This is a genomic window from Streptomyces fructofermentans, from assembly GCF_014651055.1.
In the GTDB taxonomy this organism is placed as follows: domain Bacteria; phylum Actinomycetota; class Actinomycetes; order Streptomycetales; family Streptomycetaceae; genus Streptomyces; species Streptomyces fructofermentans.
This window is the reverse complement of the sequence record NZ_BMWD01000054.1, coordinates 1-22,350: the sequence shown is the minus strand read 5'-3', so window position 1 is coordinate 22,350 and position 22,350 is coordinate 1. Positions and strand designations below refer to the sequence as shown.

At 71.9% G+C, this 22,350-nt stretch carries 24 protein-coding genes; all 24 read right to left on the bottom strand.

The window, feature by feature from the left end:
• Positions 1-166 precede the first annotated feature (166 nt).
• A complete protein-coding gene (locus IE265_RS37180; protein ID WP_190040215.1) occupies positions 167-1,096 on the bottom strand; it encodes a hypothetical protein in 930 nt (309 codons plus the stop codon).
• Positions 1,096-2,253 (bottom strand): phage tail protein, encoded by a 1,158-nt coding sequence (locus IE265_RS37175; protein WP_190040214.1) that lies wholly within the window; start codon positions 2,251-2,253, stop codon positions 1,096-1,098. Before IE265_RS37175 ends, IE265_RS37180 begins: the two co-directional genes overlap by 1 nt.
• A complete protein-coding gene (locus IE265_RS37170; RefSeq protein WP_190040213.1) occupies positions 2,253-3,131 on the bottom strand; it encodes a hypothetical protein in 879 nt (292 codons plus the stop codon). The genes IE265_RS37175 and IE265_RS37170 overlap by 1 nt, the downstream gene beginning before the upstream one ends.
• A 4-nt stretch (positions 3,132-3,135) precedes the next feature.
• Positions 3,136-6,963 carry a phage tail protein gene (locus tag IE265_RS37165; protein WP_190040212.1) on the bottom strand — a complete coding sequence of 1,276 codons (3,828 nt, stop codon included), beginning with the start codon at positions 6,961-6,963 and terminating at the stop codon, positions 3,136-3,138.
• Positions 6,960-7,421 carry a hypothetical protein gene (locus IE265_RS37160; protein ID WP_190040211.1) on the bottom strand — a complete coding sequence of 154 codons (462 nt, stop codon included), beginning with the start codon at positions 7,419-7,421 and terminating at the stop codon, positions 6,960-6,962. Before IE265_RS37160 ends, IE265_RS37165 begins: the two co-directional genes overlap by 4 nt.
• Positions 7,373-7,756 (bottom strand): phage tail assembly protein, encoded by a 384-nt coding sequence (locus tag IE265_RS37155; RefSeq protein WP_190040210.1) that lies wholly within the window; start codon positions 7,754-7,756, stop codon positions 7,373-7,375. Before IE265_RS37155 ends, IE265_RS37160 begins: the two co-directional genes overlap by 49 nt.
• A gap of 103 nt (positions 7,757-7,859) precedes the next feature.
• Positions 7,860-8,423: a phage tail tube protein gene (locus IE265_RS37150; RefSeq protein ID WP_190040209.1), complete on the bottom strand. Its 564-nt coding sequence runs from the start codon at positions 8,421-8,423 to the stop codon at positions 7,860-7,862.
• Positions 8,424-8,488: 65 nt separating this feature from the next.
• Complete coding sequence (locus IE265_RS37145) at positions 8,489-8,911, bottom strand: phage tail termination protein (protein WP_190040208.1); 423 nt, start codon at positions 8,909-8,911, stop codon at positions 8,489-8,491.
• A complete protein-coding gene (locus IE265_RS37140; RefSeq protein WP_190040207.1) occupies positions 8,908-9,192 on the bottom strand; it encodes a DUF5403 family protein in 285 nt (94 codons plus the stop codon). The genes IE265_RS37145 and IE265_RS37140 overlap by 4 nt, the downstream gene beginning before the upstream one ends.
• 5 nt (positions 9,193-9,197) lie before the next feature.
• Entirely contained in the window at positions 9,198-9,512 is a 315-nt protein-coding gene (locus tag IE265_RS37135) for a hypothetical protein (RefSeq protein ID WP_190040206.1), read from the bottom strand.
• Positions 9,509-10,501: a glycosyltransferase family 4 protein gene (locus IE265_RS37130; RefSeq protein WP_229916954.1), complete on the bottom strand. Its 993-nt coding sequence runs from the start codon at positions 10,499-10,501 to the stop codon at positions 9,509-9,511. Before IE265_RS37130 ends, IE265_RS37135 begins: the two co-directional genes overlap by 4 nt.
• Positions 10,498-10,953: a hypothetical protein gene (locus tag IE265_RS37125; protein ID WP_190040205.1), complete on the bottom strand. Its 456-nt coding sequence runs from the start codon at positions 10,951-10,953 to the stop codon at positions 10,498-10,500. The genes IE265_RS37130 and IE265_RS37125 overlap by 4 nt, the downstream gene beginning before the upstream one ends.
• Before the next feature lie 19 nt (positions 10,954-10,972).
• Positions 10,973-11,896, bottom strand: coding sequence for a phage major capsid protein (locus IE265_RS37120; protein WP_190040204.1), 924 nt, complete (start codon positions 11,894-11,896; stop codon positions 10,973-10,975).
• Positions 11,897-11,943: 47 nt separating this feature from the next.
• On the bottom strand, positions 11,944-12,579 hold the full coding sequence (locus IE265_RS37115) for a hypothetical protein (RefSeq protein WP_190040203.1): 636 nt from the start codon (positions 12,577-12,579) through the stop codon (positions 11,944-11,946).
• A gap of 70 nt (positions 12,580-12,649) precedes the next feature.
• A complete protein-coding gene (locus IE265_RS37110; protein WP_190040202.1) occupies positions 12,650-13,702 on the bottom strand; it encodes a VG15 protein in 1,053 nt (350 codons plus the stop codon).
• On the bottom strand, positions 13,695-15,080 hold the full coding sequence (locus IE265_RS37105) for a phage portal protein (RefSeq protein WP_190040201.1): 1,386 nt from the start codon (positions 15,078-15,080) through the stop codon (positions 13,695-13,697). The genes IE265_RS37110 and IE265_RS37105 overlap by 8 nt, the downstream gene beginning before the upstream one ends.
• Before the next feature lie 11 nt (positions 15,081-15,091).
• The gene (locus tag IE265_RS37100; protein ID WP_190040200.1) at positions 15,092-16,714 is read right to left on the bottom strand and encodes a terminase large subunit domain-containing protein; all 1,623 of its coding nucleotides are present in this window, start codon (positions 16,712-16,714) and stop codon (positions 15,092-15,094) included.
• Between the two features lie 43 nt (positions 16,715-16,757).
• Positions 16,758-17,237: a phage terminase small subunit gene (locus IE265_RS37095; RefSeq protein ID WP_190040199.1), complete on the bottom strand. Its 480-nt coding sequence runs from the start codon at positions 17,235-17,237 to the stop codon at positions 16,758-16,760.
• Between the two features lie 19 nt (positions 17,238-17,256).
• Positions 17,257-17,880 (bottom strand): bifunctional DNA primase/polymerase, encoded by a 624-nt coding sequence (locus IE265_RS37090; RefSeq protein ID WP_229916953.1) that lies wholly within the window; start codon positions 17,878-17,880, stop codon positions 17,257-17,259.
• A 254-nt stretch (positions 17,881-18,134) separates the two neighbouring features.
• A complete protein-coding gene (locus tag IE265_RS37085) occupies positions 18,135-18,446 on the bottom strand; it encodes an HNH endonuclease (protein WP_190040198.1) in 312 nt (103 codons plus the stop codon).
• Positions 18,447-18,477: 31 nt separating this feature from the next.
• On the bottom strand, positions 18,478-19,020 hold the full coding sequence (locus IE265_RS37080) for a class I SAM-dependent methyltransferase (RefSeq protein ID WP_190040197.1): 543 nt from the start codon (positions 19,018-19,020) through the stop codon (positions 18,478-18,480).
• A gap of 9 nt (positions 19,021-19,029) precedes the next feature.
• The gene (locus IE265_RS37075; RefSeq protein ID WP_190040196.1) at positions 19,030-19,329 is read right to left on the bottom strand and encodes a hypothetical protein; all 300 of its coding nucleotides are present in this window, start codon (positions 19,327-19,329) and stop codon (positions 19,030-19,032) included.
• 18 nt (positions 19,330-19,347) lie between these two features.
• The gene (locus tag IE265_RS37070; protein WP_190040195.1) at positions 19,348-21,894 is read right to left on the bottom strand and encodes a hypothetical protein; all 2,547 of its coding nucleotides are present in this window, start codon (positions 21,892-21,894) and stop codon (positions 19,348-19,350) included.
• A gap of 29 nt (positions 21,895-21,923) precedes the next feature.
• Positions 21,924-22,350: hypothetical protein (locus IE265_RS37065; RefSeq protein ID WP_308434852.1), on the bottom strand; the 427-nt coding region annotated here is incomplete at its 5' end.

Here is a 22,350-nt window from a genome sequence, read left to right as displayed (position 1 = left end):
TGCTGCCGAGCACGGAGTCTCGCTCCGCCTCGTCGGCCACGTACTGGACCAGGTGCGGGTCGATCGCCGCGGCGAGCGCGGCGAGGTGGGCCGGCACGGTGGGGGCATCGCCTCCGCCGGGTACGGGCAGGCCTGCGTTGCCGATGTCCGCCATGGGGTGGGACTCCTAACTCGCCGAGAAGCTGATCTTGATTGAGCCGCCGGTGAACGCGGCGTAGTCGCTGCGGCCGCTGGCGTAGATGGCCAGCCCGCGGACGGTGCCGGCGGCGAGGGCGGTGCGCCAGGAGGCGGGCAGGGTGGCGCGGCCCTTGGCGCCGACGGACAGCCGCAGTAGCTCCTCGGGGCCGGAGCCGAGGACGAGCTGGCCGGACGGGGCGGAGGTGTGGTCGTGCAGGTACAGGTGCATGGCGACCTTGTTGTTGCGGCCGGCGCCGCGCTTGCGCGTGAACGTGACCTGCATCGAGGACACGGTCTTGCCGCTGCAGGCCGATGCGATGGCGGTGCCGTAGAACCAGGCGCCCCTCCGGTTGCCGCGGCCGGTCCAGTCGCCCTGGGTGGGCGAGGAGGCGTACTCGTCGGGGCGCCCGCCCCGCCAGGAGCCGGAGTTCGTCGGCGAGACGACGACGGACTTCGGGGGGCGGCCGGGCGTCTCCGGCGGGGAGGTGTCCGCGCCCGCGATCTGTGCGTAAAGCTGTCCCACTCCGTTGGCGTCTTTGCGGGTGTAGAGCTGGGTGACGGTCTGCCACCCGGGACCGGCGGGGGCGCCGGTGCCCCACGTGTACGCGGACACCGCGATCAGGTCCTGCGCCGCGTCCGCGGCGAGCTGCCCGATGCGGGTCTCGTCCTCCTCTGCCGGGTCGTCGCCGAGCCGGTACAGCACGACCGGTCGGGCGCCGACGCGGACCAGGACGACGTCGCCTGCCTGCCGGTCGCGGTAGGAGTCGGTGCAGGGCACGTCCGGTACGAGGGCGCCCAGCAGCATCAGGTTGACGCGCCCGCTGTCGGTGACGTCCAGGACGGTGGCCGACACCTCACGGGAGTGGGGCCGGCGCTGGCGTGCCAGCTGCTCGCCCAGGAGCTCCGCGGCCGAGGTCATCACAGCCTCCTTGCGGTCGTGCGGGTCTGCAGCTGCATCGACGTTGAGCCGAGCGTGTACGACAGGGAGTCGACGAGGTGCCGTTCCCAGACGCCGGGTGCGGTCTCCACCTCGATCACGTCGCCCGTCTCGAGGGCGGGATTGCAGATCGCCGTCAGCGCCAGGGAGTACTGCACGCCGAGGCCATCGGCCAGTTTGGCCTGGGCGACCTCGAGGGCCTGGGCGACGGTGGTGATGACGGCGCTGGTGTGCTGCCGTACGCGCAGCCGGACGTGCCACAGGCCCAGGCGTTGCGGGGCGAGCGGGTCGGTGATGGGGTCGGGGCCCGCGTAGGTGAGGGAGCCGGGGTCGTCGTCCCAGGCGTAGACGGGGCCGATGGGTGTGGAGCCGTCGCCCGAGTCGCCGAGGACCGACCACACGTTGGCGAGGTCCTCGCTGCTCTGCGAGGACTGCGGCTCGATCAGGACGCCGCTGGTGCCGCGGCCGATGCGCCACACCACCGGGCCGTCGAGGGTGGGGACCGGGCCGACGGTGATGATGCCTCGGGCGTCCGCCCAGATCTCTGCGGCCAGGGACTCCACGATGCCGGTGGCGACGCCGGTGGAGTCGGTGCCGGAGGACAGCACCGACCAGCGGTCGTCCTCTGCCAGGAGCTGAGGCATGAGCTGGGCGGCGTTGACGCCAGCGCGCCAGGCGAGGGGGACGCCGGGCAGCGCCTCCTGGACGAGCTGCTCGGCGAGGAAGCGGGCGGTGCCCGGGCCCAGCGTGCGGGCGGTCGGAAGTGCTGCTGCGCGCAGTTCGTCCTCGAGGCCGTTGAGCTCCACCGACAGACCGGTCCTGGTCCGCTCCGGGCGCTCCACGGTGTAGCGGCCGGCCGCGATCCACACGGGCTCGGAGCGGGGCAGCTGGAGGCCCTGCCACAGCCGCACGTTGGTGCTGATGGGGTTGATCCCCGAGGGCCCGTCGTCCACGTCGGTGAGGATGGCCGAGGCGCTGTAGCGGGTCTCCGCGGTACGGTCCGCCGAGATGCGGGCGGACCCTGCCGCAAGGGAGCACGGCGTCCATGTACGACCGCCGTCGTTGGACCACTCGGCCCGGGAGGGGCGGCCGATGGCGCCGCCCAGCGCGGAGAGGACCTCGGCACGGATCGGCAGCATCAGATCAGCCCCCGCACCGCGAGGGACCGGTACGTCGGGTACGAGGCGGCGGCCGCGTCGTAGGTGGCCTGCTGCTCGGCGAGTGCGTCGTAGGACCAGCCGGGCATCCGCATCGGCTGTCCTGCCGTGTCGGGCCGAGCCACTTCGAGGACGGCCGCCGCGTACGCGCGGGACTCGGCCGGCTTGCTGTCCATCGACTGCTGGACGTCGCCGAACAGGACGAACATGTCGGGGCGGTGGGTGTCCGCCCGCGTCTGGATCAGCCGTACGCCGGGTGTGGTCAGCAACTCCTTGATGCGCTCGATGTCGGAGCCGTCCGCGTCGATGACGATGTCGGAGGAGCTCGCGGTGTAGGTGTCCTGTCCTGCCGCGGGGTAGCGGTTGCCGGACACCTGCGACGTCTCGATGTTCGCCGTCCAGTTGAGGGAGGGCCACGACCGGACGACCACGCGCGCCGACAGCCCCGGCTCGTCGAGGCTTTTGATCCACACGTCCGCGGGCAGGGCCGGTTCCGGCAAGGTCAGCGACAGCGAGGACTCCGGGCCCCAGGTGCCGTCCGCGTACTGGGGCCGGGCGATGTAGACGACCGCGACACCCAGCGGCGCCTCGTGGTCGTACGCGGTGCCGATGCCCTCCACCGCCCAGGCCAGGTCGGCGGAACGGACCGGCGCTGGCGCTGCGGCTCCCGGGTCTTGACGGCGGATCAGCACCTTGAGGACATCGGCCGCACCGGCCAGCGGGGTGCTCGCCGTGTAGTCCACGGCGAGCACTACACCGGCCCAGGGTGCGTCGACTGCCGCCGTCAGCCAGCCGTCCGGTGACACCACCGTCTCGGGCGGTGTCACCTCCGGCGCGGACGGGTCCACGATCATCGGCATGCGCTCACCCCTTCTTTCCGGCGCTGCTGCGCCGCCGTGCTGTGGTCAGCGCGTCGCTGACGCGGCCGTCCGCGACTTCCTCCAGCCAGGCGTCGAACTCCCGGTCGCGGACAGACAGCCGCAACCGCTGACCGGCCAGGCCGGCCCCGCCGGTCGCGGCTGCTGCGGCCAGCGACGGGGACAGCGAGGGCGTGGCGGGCAGGGAGACGAGGGAGGCCATGGCGTCCAGCAGCCGCGGCCGCTCCCGGTCGACACCGACGAGGACGCCCCGCACGGTGTTGATGCCGTCGGGGATCAGCTTCTTCGCGGGGCTGGCGATCCCGAGCGCCGTGCGCAATGCCTTCTGCATCGCGCGGGCGATCGAGACCATGGTCTTCTCGATCTCCTTCTTCTGGTTCTTCAGGCCGGACACCAGGCCCTTGGCCGCCTGCACGCCCGAGGCGTACATGGCGTTGGCGACCGTGTCGCCGGTCTTGGTGGCTGCCGTCGACAGCTGCTTCTGCAGCCGGTTGACCTCGCGGAGCTGCGCGTCGCTCGCCCCTGCCAGGGCGGTGGCTGCGGCCCCGCCCTGCTCGACGCCGGCCTGGCCGAGCTGGTCCAGGAGGTCGGCGCGCAGGCTTCGCTTGCGCAGGCGGATGATCTGGTCGGCGAAGGCCTTCGCTGCCGTCAGCTGCTCGCGCAGCTGGGCGGTGATGGCCTCCACGGTGGTGGGCCCGCTCGTGGAGCGGGTGATGTCGGCGTCGGAGAGGATGCCCTCGCGGATCTTCTTCGCGTTGGCGTCGCGTTCCTTGGTCAGTCCCTTCAGCTTCTTCTCGGCGTCCGCCAGCCGCTTGATCACCGAGTCGCGCTGCTTCACCAGCTTGGACAGCTGGTCCGTGGATTGCTTCAGGGACCGGCCGTAGCCCGACTTCACGTTGGAGGGCAGCGCCCGCGTGATGCTCTCGAGCCGCTGCCGCAGCCGGGCGGTGGTGCCGTCGATCCCCTTGATGAAGCCCTGGATGAGCAGCCGGCCCGCAGGCGTGAGGATCTTCGCGTCCTTGCGGCGGGGGCCCTTCCAGTCCGGCAGGCTGCTGGTCAGCCCGCCCAGAACGCCCTGCACGCTGGGGATCATCGACCGGATGCCGTCGATGAATCCGCGGATCAGGTCCTGGCCGGCCCCATTCAGGACGCCCGCCATGCCTGCCAGTTGACCGCGTGCGATCTCCGGCACCCGGGCCAGCTGGACGGACAGGTTGCCGAGCATGCCGCGGACCTGCTCGACCATCCCGGCGCCCGCGCGCCGGAACGAGTCGATCGAGTCGTTCATGAACTGCGTGGTGAACTGCTGCACCCGGCCGGGGAACGCGGACCAGGCGCGGACCTGGGAGTCGATGGCCCGCTGCGTGAAGTCGGCCGCGGCCGTCTGCGCCGAGGCGAAATCCCCCCGGAGCAGGTCGATGAGGATCTGCAGCGCAGGCACGACGACTTCGCCGATGAACTGCGCCATGTCGCCGAGGACCGGGATGAGCAGCAGGCCCAGACCCTCGGCGACGATCTGGATGCCGGGCGCCACAGCGCGGATCACGTCCGCGAGCAGCTGGAGCAGCGGCACCAGGCTGGGCAGCAGCGCGACAACGAGCTGACCTGCGAGCTCGAGCAACGGCAGCGCCGCGATGATCAGCTCGCCGAACGCGATCGCGGCCTGCTCGAGCACGGGCTGCAGGCCTTGGATGATCGGCGTCAGCGCCTCGCCCAGCGTGCGGACGAGTTCCTGGATGGGCGGTCCCAGGATCGTCAGGATCGGCGCCAGGGCGGCGAGCGCTTCGCCGATCAGCGGGGCCACGGTCTGGCCCATCAGAGCCAGCGTCTCGAACAGGGCGCCCAGCGCGTCCTGCACGCCCTTGGTCGCTGTGACCTTGGCGATCTCGGCCGTGACGTCCTGCAGCACGCCGAGGAATCCGCCGCCGGCCTCGGCCGCCGGACCGAAGATGTTCGAGAAGATCTCGCGGATGTTGCCGAGGGTGTCGAAGAGCTGGCCGACCAGGTCGATCGCCCGCTCGATCGCCTGCTCCATGGCGCCGGACTCGAAGCTCTTGGTGAGCCTGTCCGACAGCCGCTCCACCGCGCCGCCGCCGGCCTTGGTGAGCCGCTCGAACGCGGGACCTGCTGCGGCACCGATCTGGACGATGCCCTGCGTCACGGTGGCGGGCAGGCTCGAGAGGTTGCTCAGCCCTTTGGTTGCGCTCTTCAGCCCCTGGTTGAGCGGGCCTTTCAGCGCGGTGACCGTGTCGAGGGTCTTGCGACCCATCGTGTTCAGTGCTCCCGCGGCCCGCGTCAGGTTGGCCCGCAGCAGCGGCAGCGTGGCCTTGCCCGTACGGGCAAGCGCCGTGTCCAGGCCCTTGAACAGCCGCTCCTGGACGCTCTTGCGCAGGCTGTCGAACTGCGGCTTCATGCCGCGGATCGTGGTGACGAACGAGCGGGCGCTCGGCGTCAGCTTGGCCAAAGCCTTCTGGTAGGCCTCGGCACTGTCCGGGTCGAACGCGTTCTTCAGCGCGTCGCCGACGCCCGCCGTGCCGATCTTCAGTGCGGCGGTCGCGGTGACCAGGGACAGCATGGCCGCCGCGCCCAGGCCAGCGGCGGGAGCCATCTGTCCGATGGTCGCGACCAGCGACGCTACGGCCGGGATGGCCCCGCCGGCGGTTGAGGCGAGCGCGGCCGCACGGATGGGCAGTAGCGACAGCAGGGACAGCGCGCCGCCGCCGTCACCCCCCGCGCCGCCGAGGCTGTTCAGGGTGCGCTGGATGCGGTCGGTGGTGTTGCGGTCGATGTCGACCGTGATCTGGAAGCGGTGCCGCGCGAGCTCCGCCTGCACACGACGGATCTCGCGGCTCGTCACCTGGATGCCGACGGGCAGGCGCAGCGTGGTGTCGCGCAGTTGCCGTCGCAGGCGCGACATCTGCGCGCTCTGCAGCGCCAGTTGCACCGGCATCCGTACCGGGTTGCGGGCCAGCTGACGCCGCAGGCGCAGCAGTTCCAGCCGTGGTGTAGTCAGGCGGGCGGTGAGCTGCACTGTCTGCCGGGCGAGCTGGGCCTGCACCGCGGCGAGGGTGGCGCGGCTGACGTGCACGTCGATGGGGACCCGTACACGGTTGCCGGCCGAGGTGATAGCCGCCTGCAGCGTGGCGTGGAAGCGGGTCAGATCGGGGGTGACGGGGACGTGCAGCCGCTCGCGCAGCCGCCGGATCTCCTCGCGGGTGATGTTGATCTGCGCGTCGAGGCGCAGGGGGCGTGAGGTCAGCTGGGTCTGCGCCGCGGCGATCGCGGCGCGGCTGATGTCCAGGTCGACCGGGACCCGTACGCGGGCGCCGGCCGAGGTGATGGCCGCCTGCAGCGTGGTCTGGAAGCGGGCGAGGTCGGGGGTGACAGGGACCCGCATCCCGTCGCGGAGCCTGCGCATCTCCTCGCGAGTGATGGTGACCTGAGCGTTCAGCCGCAGCGTGCGGCTGTCCAGCTGGGCCTGCGCCGCGGCGAGGGCGGCGCGGCTGACGTCCAGGTCGACCGGCACCCGCACGCGGCTGCCCGCTGCGGCGACCGCCGCCTGCAGCGTGGTCTGGAAGCGGGCGAGGTCGGGGGTGACGGGCACCTGGACGCGGGCACGGACCTGCGCCAGGCGGGCCTGCATGTCGCTCGCGAAGCCCGTCATGTCGGCGACGGCCTTGACCTTCACGCGGGCCCGCTGCTCCACCCTGTCGAGGTAGCGCTGCAGGCTGGTCGCGAAGTCGGACGTGTCCGGGAGGACGCGTGCAGCGAGCCTTGCGATTTCGCGACCGCCCGGACCAGCCACAGCGATCACCTGCCTTTCGTGATCGCTTTCTTCACCGTGCCCCGGTACTTCGGCGGCAGCGGCTTGGCCATCGGATGGCCGGAGAGGTCCAGCGCTCTGCCTCGTTTGGCGGCCAGGCCGCCCGGGCGTTCGACCCGTGCGGGCCGTTTCACGCTCTTGCGGCTGTTCGCCGAGGCCACGACCCAGGCCGTGTCGTGGGAGGCGTCGACCGCGGCAGCGGTCAGGTATGCGGCGACGGACCAGCCGCGGTGGTGGCGTCCGCCGCGCAGCTGTGCCTGCAGCGCGGAGTCGTCGGGCATGTGCTCGACCAGGTCGTAGAGGGCCAGGGGGGACAGCGAGCCGCGCCACACGTCCAGCAGGTCCAGCTGGTAGAAGTGGCGCAGGTCGGCGCGCAGTGCCCCCGCGCGACCGTCGCCGATCAGCTGGGCGAGCCAGAGGCTTCCGGGAGCTGGGTCACCGACTGCCACTTCTCCATGACCAGCAGGAGCAGACCGAGGTCCCACTCCTCCACCTGGTCCTTGATGGCGGCGACGTCGTCGGCCACCAGGAGCAGGAGGTCGCGCACGATGCGCTTCTGCCGCTCGAGGTCGGCGGCGTAGTCCGTTCCCTCCGCCGCCTTGTCACCCGGGTCGGCCGACTTGAGGGAGTCGATCAAGACGATGACGTTGCGCTGCGCGATCTCGCTCAGTCGCAGGATGTTCTTCAGGGTGACGGTCTTGCCGCCGCCGAGCTCCAGGGGCAGGCCGGGATACTTCTCCTCGGCCTCCGCCTGGAGGGCTTCGATGCTGGTGGCCTCAGCCATGATGTGGTCCCTTCCATCAGGGTCTGCGTGCGGTCCCGTGAGGTGGTGGCCCTGCTGCCCGGCACGGGACCTGTACCGGGCAGCAGGGGATCGGGGCGAGGCCTCAGCTGGAGGAGGCCGGGAGGATGGCCGCCCACTCGCCGATGTCGCCATCGAGGAGCGAGGAGCCGAGGAACGTGCCGGTGATCGGGTAGGACACGAAGTTCTCGACGTCCAGGCTGATCGCGTCCGAGCCGAGCAGGCTGGTGCGCGGGTGCCACAGCGGCAGGAAGCTCGTGCCGTCCACGAGGATCATCAGCAGCGCCTTGACCTGCGGGGTCGGCGAGGCCGGGATCCGGAAGCTGCCGTCGCCCTGGATCTTCTCCGGGCCGGCGCCGAAGTACAGCTGGTAGGTGTCGGTCGTCGACTGGATCGACTGGAACGTCACCGCGTACGTCACGTCGGGGCTGGTCTGGCGGAGCTTGGCGTTCTGCCAGGAGCCGAGGGTTGTGGGGTCGTCGCCGTCGCGGCCGAACTCGGGCATCTCCTCGCGGTTCGTGTGCCCGAAGTTCACCCAGGGCGCGCCCGGGTTGAGGGGGTCGGTGATGTCGGTGGGCTTCGCGGTGTCGGGGTCGGCCAGGTAGAGGTAGCCGGTGCCCGGGACGATGGGCGCGTCATCCTGCAGCATGCGTAAATCTCCAATCGCCCGTGGGCGCAGGGTCGGTGCCGCTGGTCCCGAGCGGCCGGAGGGGATTACAGGTGGGGACGGGTGGTGACCTGGTAGGTCGCCTCGTAGCGGTACGACCCGGAGTGGGTCAGAGCCGCGTCGCCGGCCCGCTGCCAGAACGGGCCGACCAACTCGGTGAAGTGGGAGAGGTAGCCGCCCGCCTCGACGTCGGCGAACTGGGCGGTGCACGCGTCGAACAGCGCCCGGCGGGCGTGCCGCGCCATCAGTGACGCCTCGGCGCGGCTGTCCGCACAGACGGTCACGGAGATGGTGGAGCGGTCCAGGCCGCGCACGTCGACGGCCGCAGAGCCGGGCACCTTGCGTGCGACCAGCAGGGGCAGGTGGGCTGCCCAGTCGGACGGCCAGGCGTTGACCACCGTGGCGTCCGGGAACTCCGCCTCGTACGCGGCGCGGACCAGGTGGTCCACGTCGGGCAGGAGCGGCGTCACGAGATGCCCGCCTCGAAGGCATGGACGCCCTCGACGGCCGTGCCGTCGGGGGCGGTGTGCCCGTAGTTCTTGCTGAGGGCGGCCGGGTCGGTGGAGTAGATCACCGAGTCCGTGCTGCCGTGCTCGACCTTGAACGAGCGGGCGAACGTCCCGGTCTGCTGCCGTGCGGCGGCCACGGCCCGCATGCGGGCCGCGCGCTCCTCGGCCAGGGCCCGGATCGCGGCCCGGACGGTGGGCAGGTGTGCGAGGTAGGACTCCAGGTTGCGGTCGACTGATGCCATGCGGCTCACCTCCTGCGGATGACAGCCGAGTCGTGCGACACGCGGCGCGAGCCGCGGTAGTGCCCCGGCTCGCCGACCACCGTGTAGTCGCGGTCCTTCCAGCGGACGCGGGCCCAGGGCCCGGCGGGCAGGGACCGCCGCATCACCCGGTAGGTGGTGGCGTCCTGGTAGCCGTCGCTGTCACCGGCGGTGGAGGTCTGCGGCTGGATGCGGCAGCCCTCCACGATCACAGGCTCCCCCTCGGTCGGGGACCCGTCGTCGGCCATGGGGCCGGCCGGGTAGACGGTGATGGTCTCGGGCCCGCGGTCGAGCAGGCTCACCCGGCCACCTCCTCCACCGCCGCGCACCACGCCTCGAGCTCCTCGGCCGGGTCCAGCTCGAGGCTGCGGCGGCTGGCGGCCGCCGACGCCTGCTCCCACACGCCGGGCTCCGCGAGCAGACGGCGCAGCGCCTTCTCCCAGGCGTCCGGATCGTCGCGGTCCAGCAGGGTGCCGGCACCGCCCAGACACTCGGACAGCCCCGGGGTGGGGTGAGCGAGGACGGGGATGCCGGAGGCGCAGGCCTCGGCGGCCACCCGCCCCCACGACTCGTACTCGGACGGGGCGAGCAGGACCCGCGTGCGGCCGTACACCCGCTCGCGCATGGCCGATCCGGGGATGTGCGACAGGACCTCGACGTTGGGCAGCCGCCCGGTGATCTGGTCACCGTACGAGCCGTGGACGCCGAGGAAGGGAACGTCGGGCATGCGGCGGGCGAGCTCCCAGAACAGGCCGCCGCCCTTGTTGTCGTTGAGGTTGATCAGGGTCACGCGGTCGCCGGGCACGGTGCGGTAGTCCTCGGCGTACACCGGAGGCCGCACCACGAGCGTCCGCGACGGCGCCTCCAGGGCGCTGCCGTCGTAGAACGCGTTGGCGGCCGTCTGCATCCACTGGCTGTTGTAGACGGCCAGGTCCACGCCGGATGCCTCCTCGAAGGTCCGCCCGTGCGTGTTGTGGCAGATGCTGATCACCGGTACGCCGCCCCGGGCGCCCGCGTCCTTGGCGAACGGCACGCCCTCGAGGTGGGAGATCACCACGTCGGCCAGGGCGCCGAGCGCACCGGCCGTGCGGGCGGCCGCGTTCATCGGCCACACCTGCACGCCCTGCAGGGCGTAGCGGCCCCAGAAGCTCGAGGAGCGGAAGAGGTGGACCCGTACGTCATGGCCGCGTGCCGCCAGGGCTCGCAGCATGCTGTGGGTCATCCACTCCGCGCCGGCGTTGTGGTCGGGCGGGTATCCGTGCAGCCGCGCCACCACGGTCAGCCGCTTCACCGCGGGGCCCCCGGATCTCCGGGCACGCCCCACGGGACCGGCTCAGTCGATCCCTGCACGGGCGCGTAGAACGTGTCGTCCACGCGGTAGGGCCTTTGGATCTCCACCGACTGCAGGCCGCCCGATCCGGACAGCTGCTGCAGGATCTTGATCTCGTCGGCGGTGAGGCCGACGCCGGACGGCAGGCTGGCGGGCAGCTGGTACTGGTAGCTGCCCTCCATCTCCATCCGGTAGCCCTCGGGGTTGCGGACCTTCCGCTCGGCCGCGGCCAGCGTGATGCTGACCGCGATGTCGGGCGCGGTGTCCGGGTCCGGCCAGGGCAGCCCGTACGTGCGCACCAGCGCGGAGGCGTCCGAGAGGTACGCCTCCGCCTGCGCCCGGTCGCTGCCCTGCAGGCTGGCGCCCAGTCGCTTCTCCAGGTCCTGCACGGACCCCAGCGGAGGTCGTGCCATCTCGTCGTCTCCTCGTCGGTCAGGAGCCGGACGGGGCCAGCGTCAGCTTGACCGCACGCACCAGCTCGAGGTTCTCGTCGTCGTCCGCGGCCGCGGTGTTGTCGCGGACCACCGCGGTGCCCACGAACGTGTTGAGCACCGACCGGTCCCGGAGCTTGTTCGGGTCGTAGTCGCGGATCCACCGCATCGCGATGCCCGAGTCGGACATCGACTGCCCGAAGGCGACACCGGCCGGGATGGCCGGCGCCCGCATGGCGAAGATGAACGCCGAGCGCACGAAGGCGTACGCGGAGCCCGGGTCGATGGCGTTGGAGCCGACGACCGTGAAGCCTGCGTAACGGCCGATGGTCGCCTCGCGCAGCGCGCCCTCCGAGCCCGACTCGTCGAACCGCTTCAGCAGCTCGGAGTTGAGCATCGCGGCCTCGACGTCGGCGCCGACCAGGAGCACGCGCCCGTCGCGCGGCACCTCGGCCTTGTTGAGCGCCGTACGCGCGGCGACCGCTGCACGGAACGGGTCGTCCTCGTCGATGACGATGCTGGTCGCGTAGGTGGCGCTCTCGATCGTGGTGACCAGGAGGTCCTCCACCGCGCGGGCGATGGCGTAGGTCTGCGGCGACAGGACCTGTCCGCCGAAGTCCTTGATGTCGAGGGTCAGTTCCTCGTCCGTCACCGCGACCGCGCTGTAGATGTCGTGGTTGAGGGTGACGTCGATCTTCGACTCGGTCAGCTCGTCGAGCACGATGTCGCTGGACCGGTTGTTGCGCCATCCGTACTCGCGGGCCTGCAGGCGGCCCGGCACGCGGATCGACACGGTGTCCGACTTGGCGCCGGCGAAGTCGCTGACGGCGTCGTTCCACACCAGGTTCGGCAGCACGACCTCGCGCTGCAGCAGACCGAGTGCGGTCGCCGTGATCACTTCCGGCTTCAGAAATGCGTTGGCCATGGTTCAGCCCCTCCTCGGGGTCCGTCGCCCCGCGGCGGGGCGGTGGGTCAGTGGAATCGCGGGATCTGGGCCGCGAGCTTCTTGGGATCGGTCTCGGCCGGGACGTCGCTCGGGTCCAGGCCGCCTCGGCCGAGGCCACCGGCGGAGCTGCCGAATGCAGCGCCGAGCGCCTTCGCGTCGGCCTCGATCTCCTCGGGGGTCGTGCCGACCAGACGGCCGATGTGCGCCTCGGGCACGCCGTACTTGTAGGCCGCCTTCACGCGGGCGACCTCGAGCGCGGACGCCGTTTGGGCCTGCTCGATGGCGGCCTGCGACTCGGCCGGGTCGACGCGGGTCTGCAGCTGCGTGCGCAGCTCCTCGACCTCGCGCTTCAGGCGCCTCGCCTCCTGGTTGGCCTTCCGCTTCGCCTCCTTGCCCTTGACCGGGTCCGACCAGTCGACGTCGTCGTCCGCCTCCGGGGCGGGCTCGGGCGCAGGTGCGGGCTCGGGTGCGGGCTCCGGCGCAGGAGCCGGGGCCGGGGACGGGGCCGGGGCGGGTGCGGGTGCGGGCGGAGCCGGAGCAGGTGCCGGCGGCGCCGGGACGGGAGCGGGGGCCGGCGGAGCCGGAGCAGGTTCGGGAGCCGGTTCCGGTGCAGGGGCGGGCGGAACCGCCGGGACCGGAGTGGGCTCAGGGGGCTGGGACATCGGTGCGCCTCCAGGGCAGCAGGACGTGCCGGACTGCCGCCAGGGCAGGCCGGACACAAACGGGTGGGTGTTACCTCACGGAGACGCCACGGGCCTGTGCCCGCCGTCTCCGAGCCTCAATGGCCAGGCGGAACGCCCGGCGCGCATCGGCGCCGGACAGGCCTCGCGTGGCCTCCTCCCACAGCTCGCGGAACGCCATCGACTCCTCGGGGAGCCAGTCCTCACGCGAGTAGATCGGAAGGATCGTGCAGTGGCAGTTGTCGTGGAACCGCTGGACTCCGCGGCCCACCTCCCAGGTGAGCAGCTGCTCCGGCGTCCACAACTGCCAGTCGTCGGGCCGGTCCACGGCGCCCGTGCGCCCCAGCTGCCCGCTGTAGGAGGCGGACCACTCGGACCGGTAGACCGCGCCGCGGCTGGCGAGCATCGCGCAGAAGTCGCACGGGTTGTCGGCCGTGACGCGGGCCCAGCCGATGACGGCCCGGTCCGCTCGGGCCACGCCCTCGAGGAGGTCGCGTCCGCCCATCAGGGAGTCCCGGTCGGCGGCACCCGCCGTCAGCGCGCCCGCAGTCTGCATCAGACCGCTGAGCTCCGTCAGGAACTCCGGGTCGTCCAGACGCCCGCCGCTGGGGGCGAACTGCAGGTCGGCCATGGCCCGCCCCGCGTGAACAGGCCCGGTCACCACCAGCGCCACGGTGGCCCGCCGGTCGGCCGCCTCCTCGTCCTCCTCGGGCCAGGCGAAGTCCTCGTCCACCGGAACGGTCTGCGCGTCGTCAGCGGCCGACGCCTGCGGCTGCCCGGACGCGGTGGAGAACGTGTCCCGCATCTGCCCCAGGCTGTAGCCGAGAGCCGGATCGATCGGCGGCTCATCGGGCAGCGGCGGCAGCGTACGCCCGATGCGCAGCGCCCTCAGCAGCCGGTTGTACGCGGCCGACAGCCGCCGGGACCGGCCACGGAATCCACGCTGCGCCCGCACCGTGGCGGCCAGCCAGCGGGCGGCGGTCTCCTCGAGGTTCGTCGGCGACACCTGCCGCCAGCCATCGAGCGCGGCCCGTGCCGCCTCGGCGGCGATCCGGGCCTGGCCGATGCGGTGCTCCTCGGTGAGCCGTGCCGCCTCGTCATCCACCGGTCACCGCCCGGGTCAGCGACTCGGCCAGCGCCCGCTGGGAGTCTGCGTCGGCCGCGAGCTGCGGCCACCGCTCCCGGTCGGTGTCGGTGAACCCGGGGAGCTTGGGCCACAGCGCCTGCTTCGGCACGCCCAGCATCGTGGCTGCCTTGCCGAGCGCATCGACCGTCTGCGACAGCGACCGGGATTCCGTGTCGGCCCACCGCACCTGGGAGGTCATGTCGGCGGACGCGTTCTCGTCGCCGCGGATCTTCGCGCAGAGCCGCAGGTCGGACTCCCAGGACTCCCCGAACGACCGCTTGAACTCGGCGACCATCCGCATCAGCGTGGTCTCGGCCGCAGCCAGCGCCTCCGCCGACAGGTTGACCATGTCGCCGAGCAGGTAGTGCGGCGGCACCTGCGAGACGACCGCCAGGTGGCGCAGCGACATACCGATCGACTCGATGTATCCGCTCAGCGGAGTCTCGTCCAGCGTCCCGAACTTGGTGTCCTTGTCCGGCGCAATGAGCAGCCGGGACGCGTCGGCCGTCACGGGCTTGGGGATGGTGTTGCCCTCGGCGTCGAGGAGCGGCTCACCCGTCTCCGGGTCCCGGCGCAGGGGCGGCGTCATTCCCGCGATCGTGCGGACCTTGAAGCTGCCGTAGGTCTGCACGATCAGCAGGTCGAACACGCTCTGATTGAGGCGGTCCTGCAGCGGGATCAGCGGCGCAACCACGCCGGTCGTGCGGCCCTCGAGGTCGACCTGCGCAGCGAACCGCCGGACCGGGCACACGCCCAGGCCGTGGGGCCGCCCCTCGCCCAGGAGCACCGAGTCCTGGTCGGCGACCGCGTCGTAGACGAACTTGTCGTCGTAGAACAGGCCGTGGACCACACTGTCGGACTTGGGGATCTTCGGCAGCTCGAGGGCGTACATGGGCCACTCGTCGCAGGCCGGATCGGCGTAGGCCGCCCACATGTTCCGCGGCGACAACGCACGGATGACCGGCCTGGCCGGGTCCGTCTTGGACGGCAGCACCACCGTGAACGCGTGCCCGTACGTGATGGCCGCCCGGTAGACCGCGGCCTGCCGATCGTCCAGCCGGTTGTCCTGCCACGCCTCCCAGGCGGGCGAGTTCCCGTCCCCGCCCTTCTGCTGGTACCCCTCCACCGACAGCGACTGCGCGGGCGCGGCAACCACCATCGGCAGGAAGTTGGAGACCGACCGCGCGGCCAGCAGCCGGTACTCCTGCGACGCGTTGCGCGGCGTGTACGGGCCGGGGTGGATACCGCGCACGTAGTTGTCGATGCGGTCCAGCAGCGTGCGGTCCGCCCGCAGCCCGGCCAGGCACTGCTGAGCGCGCTGGACCGGGTCCGCCGACGATGCAGCAGGGGTCGTCATCTATGCCCCTCTCACAGGAAGTAGACGGTGCCGGAGCGCTCCGGCACCGCGGCGCCCTTGGCGAGCGCGTCCAGACGGCACTGCCACGCGAGGATCGACGCCACCGCAGCATCGATCTTCCGGGAGCTGTCGGGGTGCGCCTTGGCAATCTGGATGCCCGCCCGCGACTCGCGCCGGCGGGCGTTGAGGACGTGCCGCATCAGGGCGGACGCCCCGTCGTGCGTCAGCTCTTGATCGGTCACCGCGTCGTGGAAGGCGCGCGTGGCCCGCACGATCTGCAGGGCCCGGCCGCCAGTCATCCACCATTCGATCGGGTGCGCGACGGACGACTTCACGAGCAACTGTGCGCCGTACCGCGCTTCCCATCCCGCGATGTGCGACTCCCACTTGGCGGGGTCCGCGTACATGCCGATGACCCGGTACCGCTTGAACGCCTCGTCGACCTCGGCCAGGACCTCGCCGACGGGCACCTGCCAGTCCCGGCCGGACGGGCCCTCCGGCTGCTCCCACACCCGCAGTTGGAACAGGTGGCCGTCGCTGACGCGGCAGCCCACCAGAGCAGTCGCGTCGGTGACGCCGCGGTTGCGGCGGCGCGAGCCGTCGAATCCGAGGACGATCGCCTCGCGGTCGGCCACGACCATGCCCGGCGCCGCGCATGCCGCCCACTCCGGCTGCGACAGCCAGGCGTCCGACGCGTGGGTGATCTGGTTCAGGAAGTCGGCTCGCGCAACCTGGGGGTCCGTGGACGGGTCCCAGATCGTCGCGACGAGGGTGTCAAGGTCAACGTGCCCGCCGTGCCGGTCCGCGGAGTCGCCGTACGTGAACGCCAGCCCGGACAGCAGCGACACCCGGTCCTCGAGGTCGGTCTCCGGCGGCGCCTCACGGTGGTCGTAGTACAGGCCGTCGTCACGCGCCTTACCCTCGCGGATCTTCGCCCAGAAGGCGGCCGACTCCTCGGCCACACTGCCCTCACCGGGGATGAACGCGTTCGGCGACTCGATCGTGGTCCCGCCGACCTTGGCCGCGTTGATCCGCATGGTCTGCGCCAGCCGAGGCCCGCCGTTCGAACGGACCCACTCCTCGGTCTGGTCCAGGACGGCGAAGACGGGCTTGTTGCCCTTGACTGTCCGAGCCGACGAGGTGATCGGCTCGATGCGCCCCCGCGGCAGATTGACGAACGTGTCCAACGGCTCGAGGCCCGGGTACGCGTCGAGGATCGGTCCGTCGAGCATCTCCAGCAACGGCACCCAGGTGTTCTTCGTCTGCGTCTCGGACACCGCCGCGATCTGCACCAGCGGCGTGCGCACCGTCGACCACGGCTTGCCGACCGGCTGCCCCGACTCGTCCCAGCCGTCCGGCACCACCGGGCCCAGCGCCTCGGCGATCGCGAGCGCCGCCAGGAACGGCGACTTGCCCCAGCCTCGGGACCGGCTGATGACGCCGCGGCGGAACCGCCGCTTGCCCGTACGGGGGTTGATCTCGTAGTACCGGAGGACGAAGTCCTCCTGCTCCGGGTACAGCACGAACGGCTCGTACTCGCCGCGGTCCGGCGCGGCCAGGAGCTCGGTGATCCAGTCGATGACCTCGAACCCGAGGGTGGGCACGGCGCCCGGCTCCGGCGGCTTCCACGGCATCCCGACCCCCCGACCACATCGACGGGGCACGCGTCCGTACGCGTCAGCCCGCAGGCGGTTCCTCCGGGGGCGGCAGCGCCCGCAGCACACCACGCCGCTCGCGCGCGGTCCTGCCGCCCTCCGGGCGCTTGCTGTCCGCCTCGTCGGCCTGCGCGAACTGCATCCGCAGCCTCGCCCTGTCCTCGGGCGTCGCCCCGAACTTCGCAACGCGCAGCCGCAGTTCCGCGGCCGCCGACAGCTCGCCCGACCACAGCCGCGCGTGGACCACCGCGGTGTCGAGGAGGAAGTCCCAGTCGGTACTGGAGAAGTGCTCGGCCTGGGGGGACGCCTTCCACATCTCCCACCAGTCCAGCGTCCGCGCCGGCCACGCGTACTCGACCAGGTCGCCGTCCTTCATCACCGACAGGGTCGGCAACTCAGGCGGCGCGGCCTGCTCAAACCGCAGGACCGTCTGCGGCAGCGCGTCCTTGTTCGCCCGGGCACGCTTGCCCGGCTCCTTCGGTGCAGGGCCCCGGCCAGCCATCGGCCCACCCCCTCCCGCCCTACAGGAGCGTCGCGAGGACCTCTCCCAGATCCGCCAGTCGAGCAGGGGCGCTACGCCAGCGCTGCCCGGTCATCGCGATGTACCGGGCATCCGCGTACACCTCGAGCCCGGTCCCGTCCGCGTACTGCCACCGGCGGCCGCGGCCGGGCAGCGTGCCGTACCCGAACACGTGCAACCCGCGGCCGGAACACGACACCTCGACGTACGTGTCGGGCACCAGCTGCAGCAGCTCGGCAGCCCACTCCACCAGCGTCCCGTCGTCGCGCACGACATGGTCCAGGTCCAGGCACACGATGCCGTCGCTCTTCGCCAGCACGTAGCCGGGGCCGACACCAACCCGCGAGCGGTGCACGCGCGGGAAGTCGGACCAGGTCGCCGGGTTGGTGCTGCTCGCGGGCCGGCCGTGCACGGTGAGCGGTACCTTGCGCGCCGAGTAGCGCACCCAGCGCGCGCGGGTCGTCATCTCGCGGGGCATGCCGCCCGTCTCGGCGCCGCGCCGCTCGCGGTACGCGGCCTGCCTGCAGGGCGAGGAGCAGTACCGCGCGTCCGCCCGGGCCCTGGCCGGCAGGCGGTCGGGGCACTGCTCGCACCGCGGGCTGCGGATGGCTGTACGTGACGACATGCGCCGATCCTAGCGGGCCCGTGTTACGGCTACAAGCGCTTCACCTGCACAGACGTGCATGCATGGGTATGCGGCATCCATGCATGACGCGGGCACGGGGAGTGATCACCGCTGGTCGCAGGGGGCGGGCTGAGAGCCCCAGACCCGTAGCCGAGCCCAGCGCCTATACGCTTGCGGTCGGCGTCGCGGTGATCATGGGGTCTCCCCCCAGGTCCCAGGCAGGCCCAGCCCGCCTCGCCTGCATAGCCATGCACTCACAGCAGGCCCGGGTGCCGCTCGGCCGGCCGGGCCCGCCGCTCGCGGGGCCGACGGCGGCGGGCAGCCCCCGACTCGGCCGCCGTCTTGCGCTGGTGATGCCAGTGACAGAGCGTCTGCAGGTTCGCGTCGTCATGGTCATGCGGGTCTCCGATGTGGTCCACCTCGAGCGCCTGGGTCTCCGGGCACCGGCCGCCCGCGGCCAGGGCCTGCACGCACCGGTGTCCGTCGCGCGCGAGGATGCGCGGTCGCACCGCGGCGTCCCAGTCCCGGGGCAGCTGGGCGCGGCGGTTGCTGCTGGCCCACGGCATCAGCGGCGCTCCTCGTGGGTTGCGTTGGGGCTCATCGTCGGCTCCACCACCAGACGCCCAGGGTGTTGCCGTAGTAGGCCTCGAGGGAGCCGCCGAGGCTGGTGAGGACCTGGTCCATGTCGTCCTGGTCCCACTGGTGGAGGTGGGTCTCGTGCGGGTTGCCCTCGGTCTCGCCCTGGATGGACTCGACGATGGGGACGCTGACGAGGATGTGCCAGGCGCCGGCGGCGTGGATGCGGTGCACGAGGTCGACTGCGTCCTGTCGCGGCATGTGCTCGAGGACGTCGCCTGCGATGACGAGGTCGCGGTGGAAGAGGTGGTCGGGCGCGGTGCGCGCGTCGATGGTGTGGATCTCGTCGTATGCGTCGAGGCGGGTCTTGGTGGCGGTGAGCTTGTACTTGCGGACGTACGGCTTGTGGATCTCGATGGCGGTCCACCAGACGCCGCGGTACGCGGGGCGCATGAGGCGGGCGTAGGTGCCGTTGCCGGGGCCGATGTCTGTGACGGTGGCGGGCTGGTGGCGGGTGTGTCGTGCGAGGGACCAGTCCTTGCCCTCGGCGTCGCTGGTGGGCATCGGGGCCTCTCAGGTGATCTCGAAGCGGGCTGAGGGGATGACGGGCTCCTCGGGCGGGGCGGTGATCTTGACCCAGGTGCGGAAGGTTCCGGGGCCTTCTGCGCCGGGGTCGATGACGCCGTCGGGGCCGACGAGGAGGGTTGCGCAGTGCTCGCCGTCGGGGCCGACCGTCCAGGTTGCCTCGTGCCAGTCGTTGTCCGTGGGCCGCTCGGCGACGGGCAGGACGGCCACGTGGACGGGGTAGGTGCTGGGGTCGCCGGATACGGCGGTGACGGGCGTCATGAGGTGCTCGGTGCTGTCGCGGTCCACGCGTCCCTCCTTGCTGGGTCAGATGCGGGGCGTGCCTGCGGCCCAGCGGGTGTGGGGAACGTGGCCGGCGGTCCAGCCGGTGCGCGGGCTGCCCGTGGTGAGTTCGTCGACGGGGGTGTCTGTGTCGTGCTGCAGGAGCAGCGGCAGGGCCGTGCACGTCTCGTGGGCGACGGGCAGGGCCCTGCCTTTGCGCCCGCCGAGGACCTGGGCTGCTGCGGTCTCGGCTACGGGGGCCAGCGGGCGCACCTTGGCGGGGCTGAGCGGCCGTGCGCTGCTGATCTCGTGGACGGTGGGCAGGGCCGTGGTCTTGTGGGCGATCAGGGGGCGGGCGGTGGCGGTCTCGGTGGCCGTGGGCAGTCCGCCCGCCGGGGTGAGGAGCTGTACGGCGGTGGTCTCGAGGGCGGTGGGGAGTGGCGCCGTCTTGTGGGCGGTCGCCTCGTGGGCCGTGGCCGTCTCAAGCACGGTGGGGAGGCTCGTGTGCCGGTGCCCGCTGAGCGGCTGGACCGTTGCGGTCTCGCTGACGGTGGGCGCGGCGGCCGTCTTGGCGGCGGTGAGGACTCGGGCGCTGCTGGACTCGAGGACGGTGGCCACGGGGTTGCTCTTGTGGCCTGCTGGCTGGCGTGCGGTGGCCGTCTCGCTGGCGGTGGGGAGCACCGCGGTGCGCTGCCCGATCAGCTGTCGTGCACTGGTCGTCTCGGTGACGGTCGGGAGCGCCATCGTCTTGTGGCCGGTCAGCGGCCGGACCGTAGCGGTCTCCGCGACGGTCGGGAGCGGCTGCGTGCTGCCGGCCGCCGTGTTGAGGAAGTCGAACTCGGCGTAGTCGTCGATGCCGGTGTCGCGGTGCGAGATGAGCTGCAGCTGCGCGGTGGGATCGCCGACCCAGGCCGGGCTGGTCGCGGTGCGCCGGTTGGTCCAGGTGGTGCCGTCGGGCGAGGTGTCCCAGAGGATCTGGCCGCCGGTCTCCCGTACGCGGATCCAGGCGTGCGCGGTGGCGTTGTAGGTGAGGGCGACCAGGGCGCCGTCGGTGTAGCCGACCCGGCTCGCCATGACCAAGTTGCCGGTCGCCGCGTTCACTTCCATGATCACGTCGGTGCCCGCGAGGGGCGAGGCGATCAGGAGCTGGGCCCAGGCCTCGTCGGTGGCGCCTGCGTCGGCCGGCGGGTAGAGGCGGCAGTGGACGGAGGACTCGCGGAGCCGGTAGGCGGGCGCGCTGGCGTAGGCGGCGTAGGTGCCGACGGCGCAGGGGACGCGGGCGCGGCCGCCGGTCTCGACGGGGCCGCCGTAGGTGTCCTCCCAGACGGGGTCGATGGTGCCGTCGTCGAAGCCGTCGCTGATCGCGTTGAGGCCGTCGCCGGAGAGGCGGGTGAGGTCCCGGGCGGTGCTGGTCTCGGTGACGGTGGGGAGCGCCTGGATGTTGCGGGGCACGTACTCGACGAGGGCCCACATGGCGGACACGCGGCGGGCCGTCGTCTGGCTCACGTTGGAGCGGACGCCGATCTGCGCGGTGTCCAGGGTCGCCCTCGTCCAGGCCGTGCCGCTCTGCGGGTCGGTGTACGAGGTGAGCTGGGGGATGTAGGGCGCGGCGGCCTTGTGGCTTGCCCAGCCGTTCAGGGCGACGGACACGCTGGCGGACTCGGAGGTCGTGCCGGCGGCCTGGCTCTTGAGGCGGTAGACGAGGGATGCGGCGGTGGCGGCGTTGGAGCCGATGCGTGCGCCGACCTGTACGAGGGTGATCGTGTCGTTCGCGCCGATGCCCGCGGTGGCCGGGGACGACAGGTTGTAGTCGTCGACGGTGGTGGTGCCGGTGGCGACGGTGGCGTTGTAGGAGGTGGCGTCGTCGGGGGTGATTTCGGCGACGCGCGTGTAGTTGTTCGCTGCTCCGGCGGTGCCGCCCACGACGGTGGAGAAGGCGTTCGCGTCGCCGGCGGCGTTGGGCACCAGGTGTACGACGGAGCCCGGGCCGGGCAGCCCGTTCTGGACCGAGCCGGATGTGTCGTTGACGGCGACGTCGTCGATGTGGACCTCGCCCGTGACGGCGGTCTGGATGCCGTAGCGGACCCGGGACCAGCCGTTGATGTTCGAGCAGAGGGTGTCGGCGAACTGGGCGCCGTCGATGTAGCCGCGGAAGGCTCCGGTGACGCTCCCGGCGGTGCCGGCGGTGTCGGTGTAGTCGAGCTCGATCCGGTACCAGACGCCCGTCGACAGGGCGGCGGAGGCGGGGCCGATGTTGGCGCTGGTGAAGCCGTCGCGCAGCTGCAGCGTGCCGCTGGTCGTCAGGCGCAGCAGGCCGGGGAAGTACCCGGACTGGCCGATGGCGTAGATGGTGCACTCGGCCGACGGGAGCGTGGTGATCCGCAGGTAGAACCGGTGGAAGGTCCTCTTGACCGTGCCGGAGTCGAGTTGGTTCTCACCGTAGGCGGTGGCGGCCGCGGGGTTGCAGCGCAGGGCCGCGGCTCCGGCGCGGTGGACGGTGGTGGAGATCGTGGGGGCGCCGGTGACGGTCTGGATCTCCACCCCGGCGGTCACCGACTGCGACTCGAACCCACAGGTGAAGACGCGCGCCATCCGTCACCTCCCGGGCGTGGGTGTGCTGCTCAGCTGATGCGCAGGAGGTCGGCGACGGTCCAGGTCGTGTCGATGCCGTCGGCCGGGTTCCAGGTCACGGTGTGCAGCGTGAGCGGGATCAGGTTCGCGTCGGTCCCGCCGGTGGTGTCGCTGTCGTAGCAGACGACGATCGCGCCGACCGGGTTACCGGACGGGGCGGTCCAGGTGATGTCCGCGGCGTCGATGTCTCGGCGGTCGTCGACGTCGTTGACCGTGGACGTGACGCTGGCGAGTGTCTTGCGGGTCAGGGACGTCTGCTCGTTGGTCGCGCCGGACACGACGTCAGCGAACGTGTCCTTGTCCATCAGGGTGGCGTCGGACTCGAGGCCGGACGCCTCGAGCGCGATGGCGATCAGGGTGTCGTTGGTGGCGGGCAGGGTCGCGTAGTAGCCGACCATGCCCTTGGCGATGTTGAAG

Coding starts and splice junctions, on each gene's coding strand:
- IE265_RS37180 (WP_190040215.1), bottom strand. CDS start 1,096: ATGACCTCGGCCGCGGAGCTCCTGGGCGAGCAGCTGGCACGCCAGCGC.
- IE265_RS37175 (WP_190040214.1), bottom strand. CDS start 2,253: ATGCTGCCGATCCGTGCCGAGGTCCTCTCCGCGCTGGGCGGCGCCATC.
- IE265_RS37170 (WP_190040213.1), bottom strand. CDS start 3,131: ATGCCGATGATCGTGGACCCGTCCGCGCCGGAGGTGACACCGCCCGAG.
- IE265_RS37155 (WP_190040210.1), bottom strand. CDS start 7,756: ATGGCTGAGGCCACCAGCATCGAAGCCCTCCAGGCGGAGGCCGAGGAG.
- IE265_RS37150 (WP_190040209.1), bottom strand. CDS start 8,423: ATGCTGCAGGATGACGCGCCCATCGTCCCGGGCACCGGCTACCTCTAC.
- IE265_RS37140 (WP_190040207.1), bottom strand. CDS start 9,192: ATGGCATCAGTCGACCGCAACCTGGAGTCCTACCTCGCACACCTGCCC.
- IE265_RS37125 (WP_190040205.1), bottom strand. CDS start 10,953: ATGGCACGACCTCCGCTGGGGTCCGTGCAGGACCTGGAGAAGCGACTG.
- IE265_RS37120 (WP_190040204.1), bottom strand. CDS start 11,896: ATGGCCAACGCATTTCTGAAGCCGGAAGTGATCACGGCGACCGCACTC.
- IE265_RS37115 (WP_190040203.1), bottom strand. CDS start 12,579: ATGTCCCAGCCCCCTGAGCCCACTCCGGTCCCGGCGGTTCCGCCCGCC.
- IE265_RS37105 (WP_190040201.1), bottom strand. CDS start 15,080: ATGACGACCCCTGCTGCATCGTCGGCGGACCCGGTCCAGCGCGCTCAG.
- IE265_RS37100 (WP_190040200.1), bottom strand. CDS start 16,714: ATGCCGTGGAAGCCGCCGGAGCCGGGCGCCGTGCCCACCCTCGGGTTC.
- IE265_RS37095 (WP_190040199.1), bottom strand. CDS start 17,237: ATGGCTGGCCGGGGCCCTGCACCGAAGGAGCCGGGCAAGCGTGCCCGG.
- IE265_RS37090 (WP_229916953.1), bottom strand. CDS start 17,880: ATGTCGTCACGTACAGCCATCCGCAGCCCGCGGTGCGAGCAGTGCCCC.
- IE265_RS37085 (WP_190040198.1), bottom strand. CDS start 18,446: ATGCCGTGGGCCAGCAGCAACCGCCGCGCCCAGCTGCCCCGGGACTGG.
- IE265_RS37080 (WP_190040197.1), bottom strand. CDS start 19,020: ATGCCCACCAGCGACGCCGAGGGCAAGGACTGGTCCCTCGCACGACAC.
- IE265_RS37070 (WP_190040195.1), bottom strand. CDS start 21,894: ATGGCGCGCGTCTTCACCTGTGGGTTCGAGTCGCAGTCGGTGACCGCC.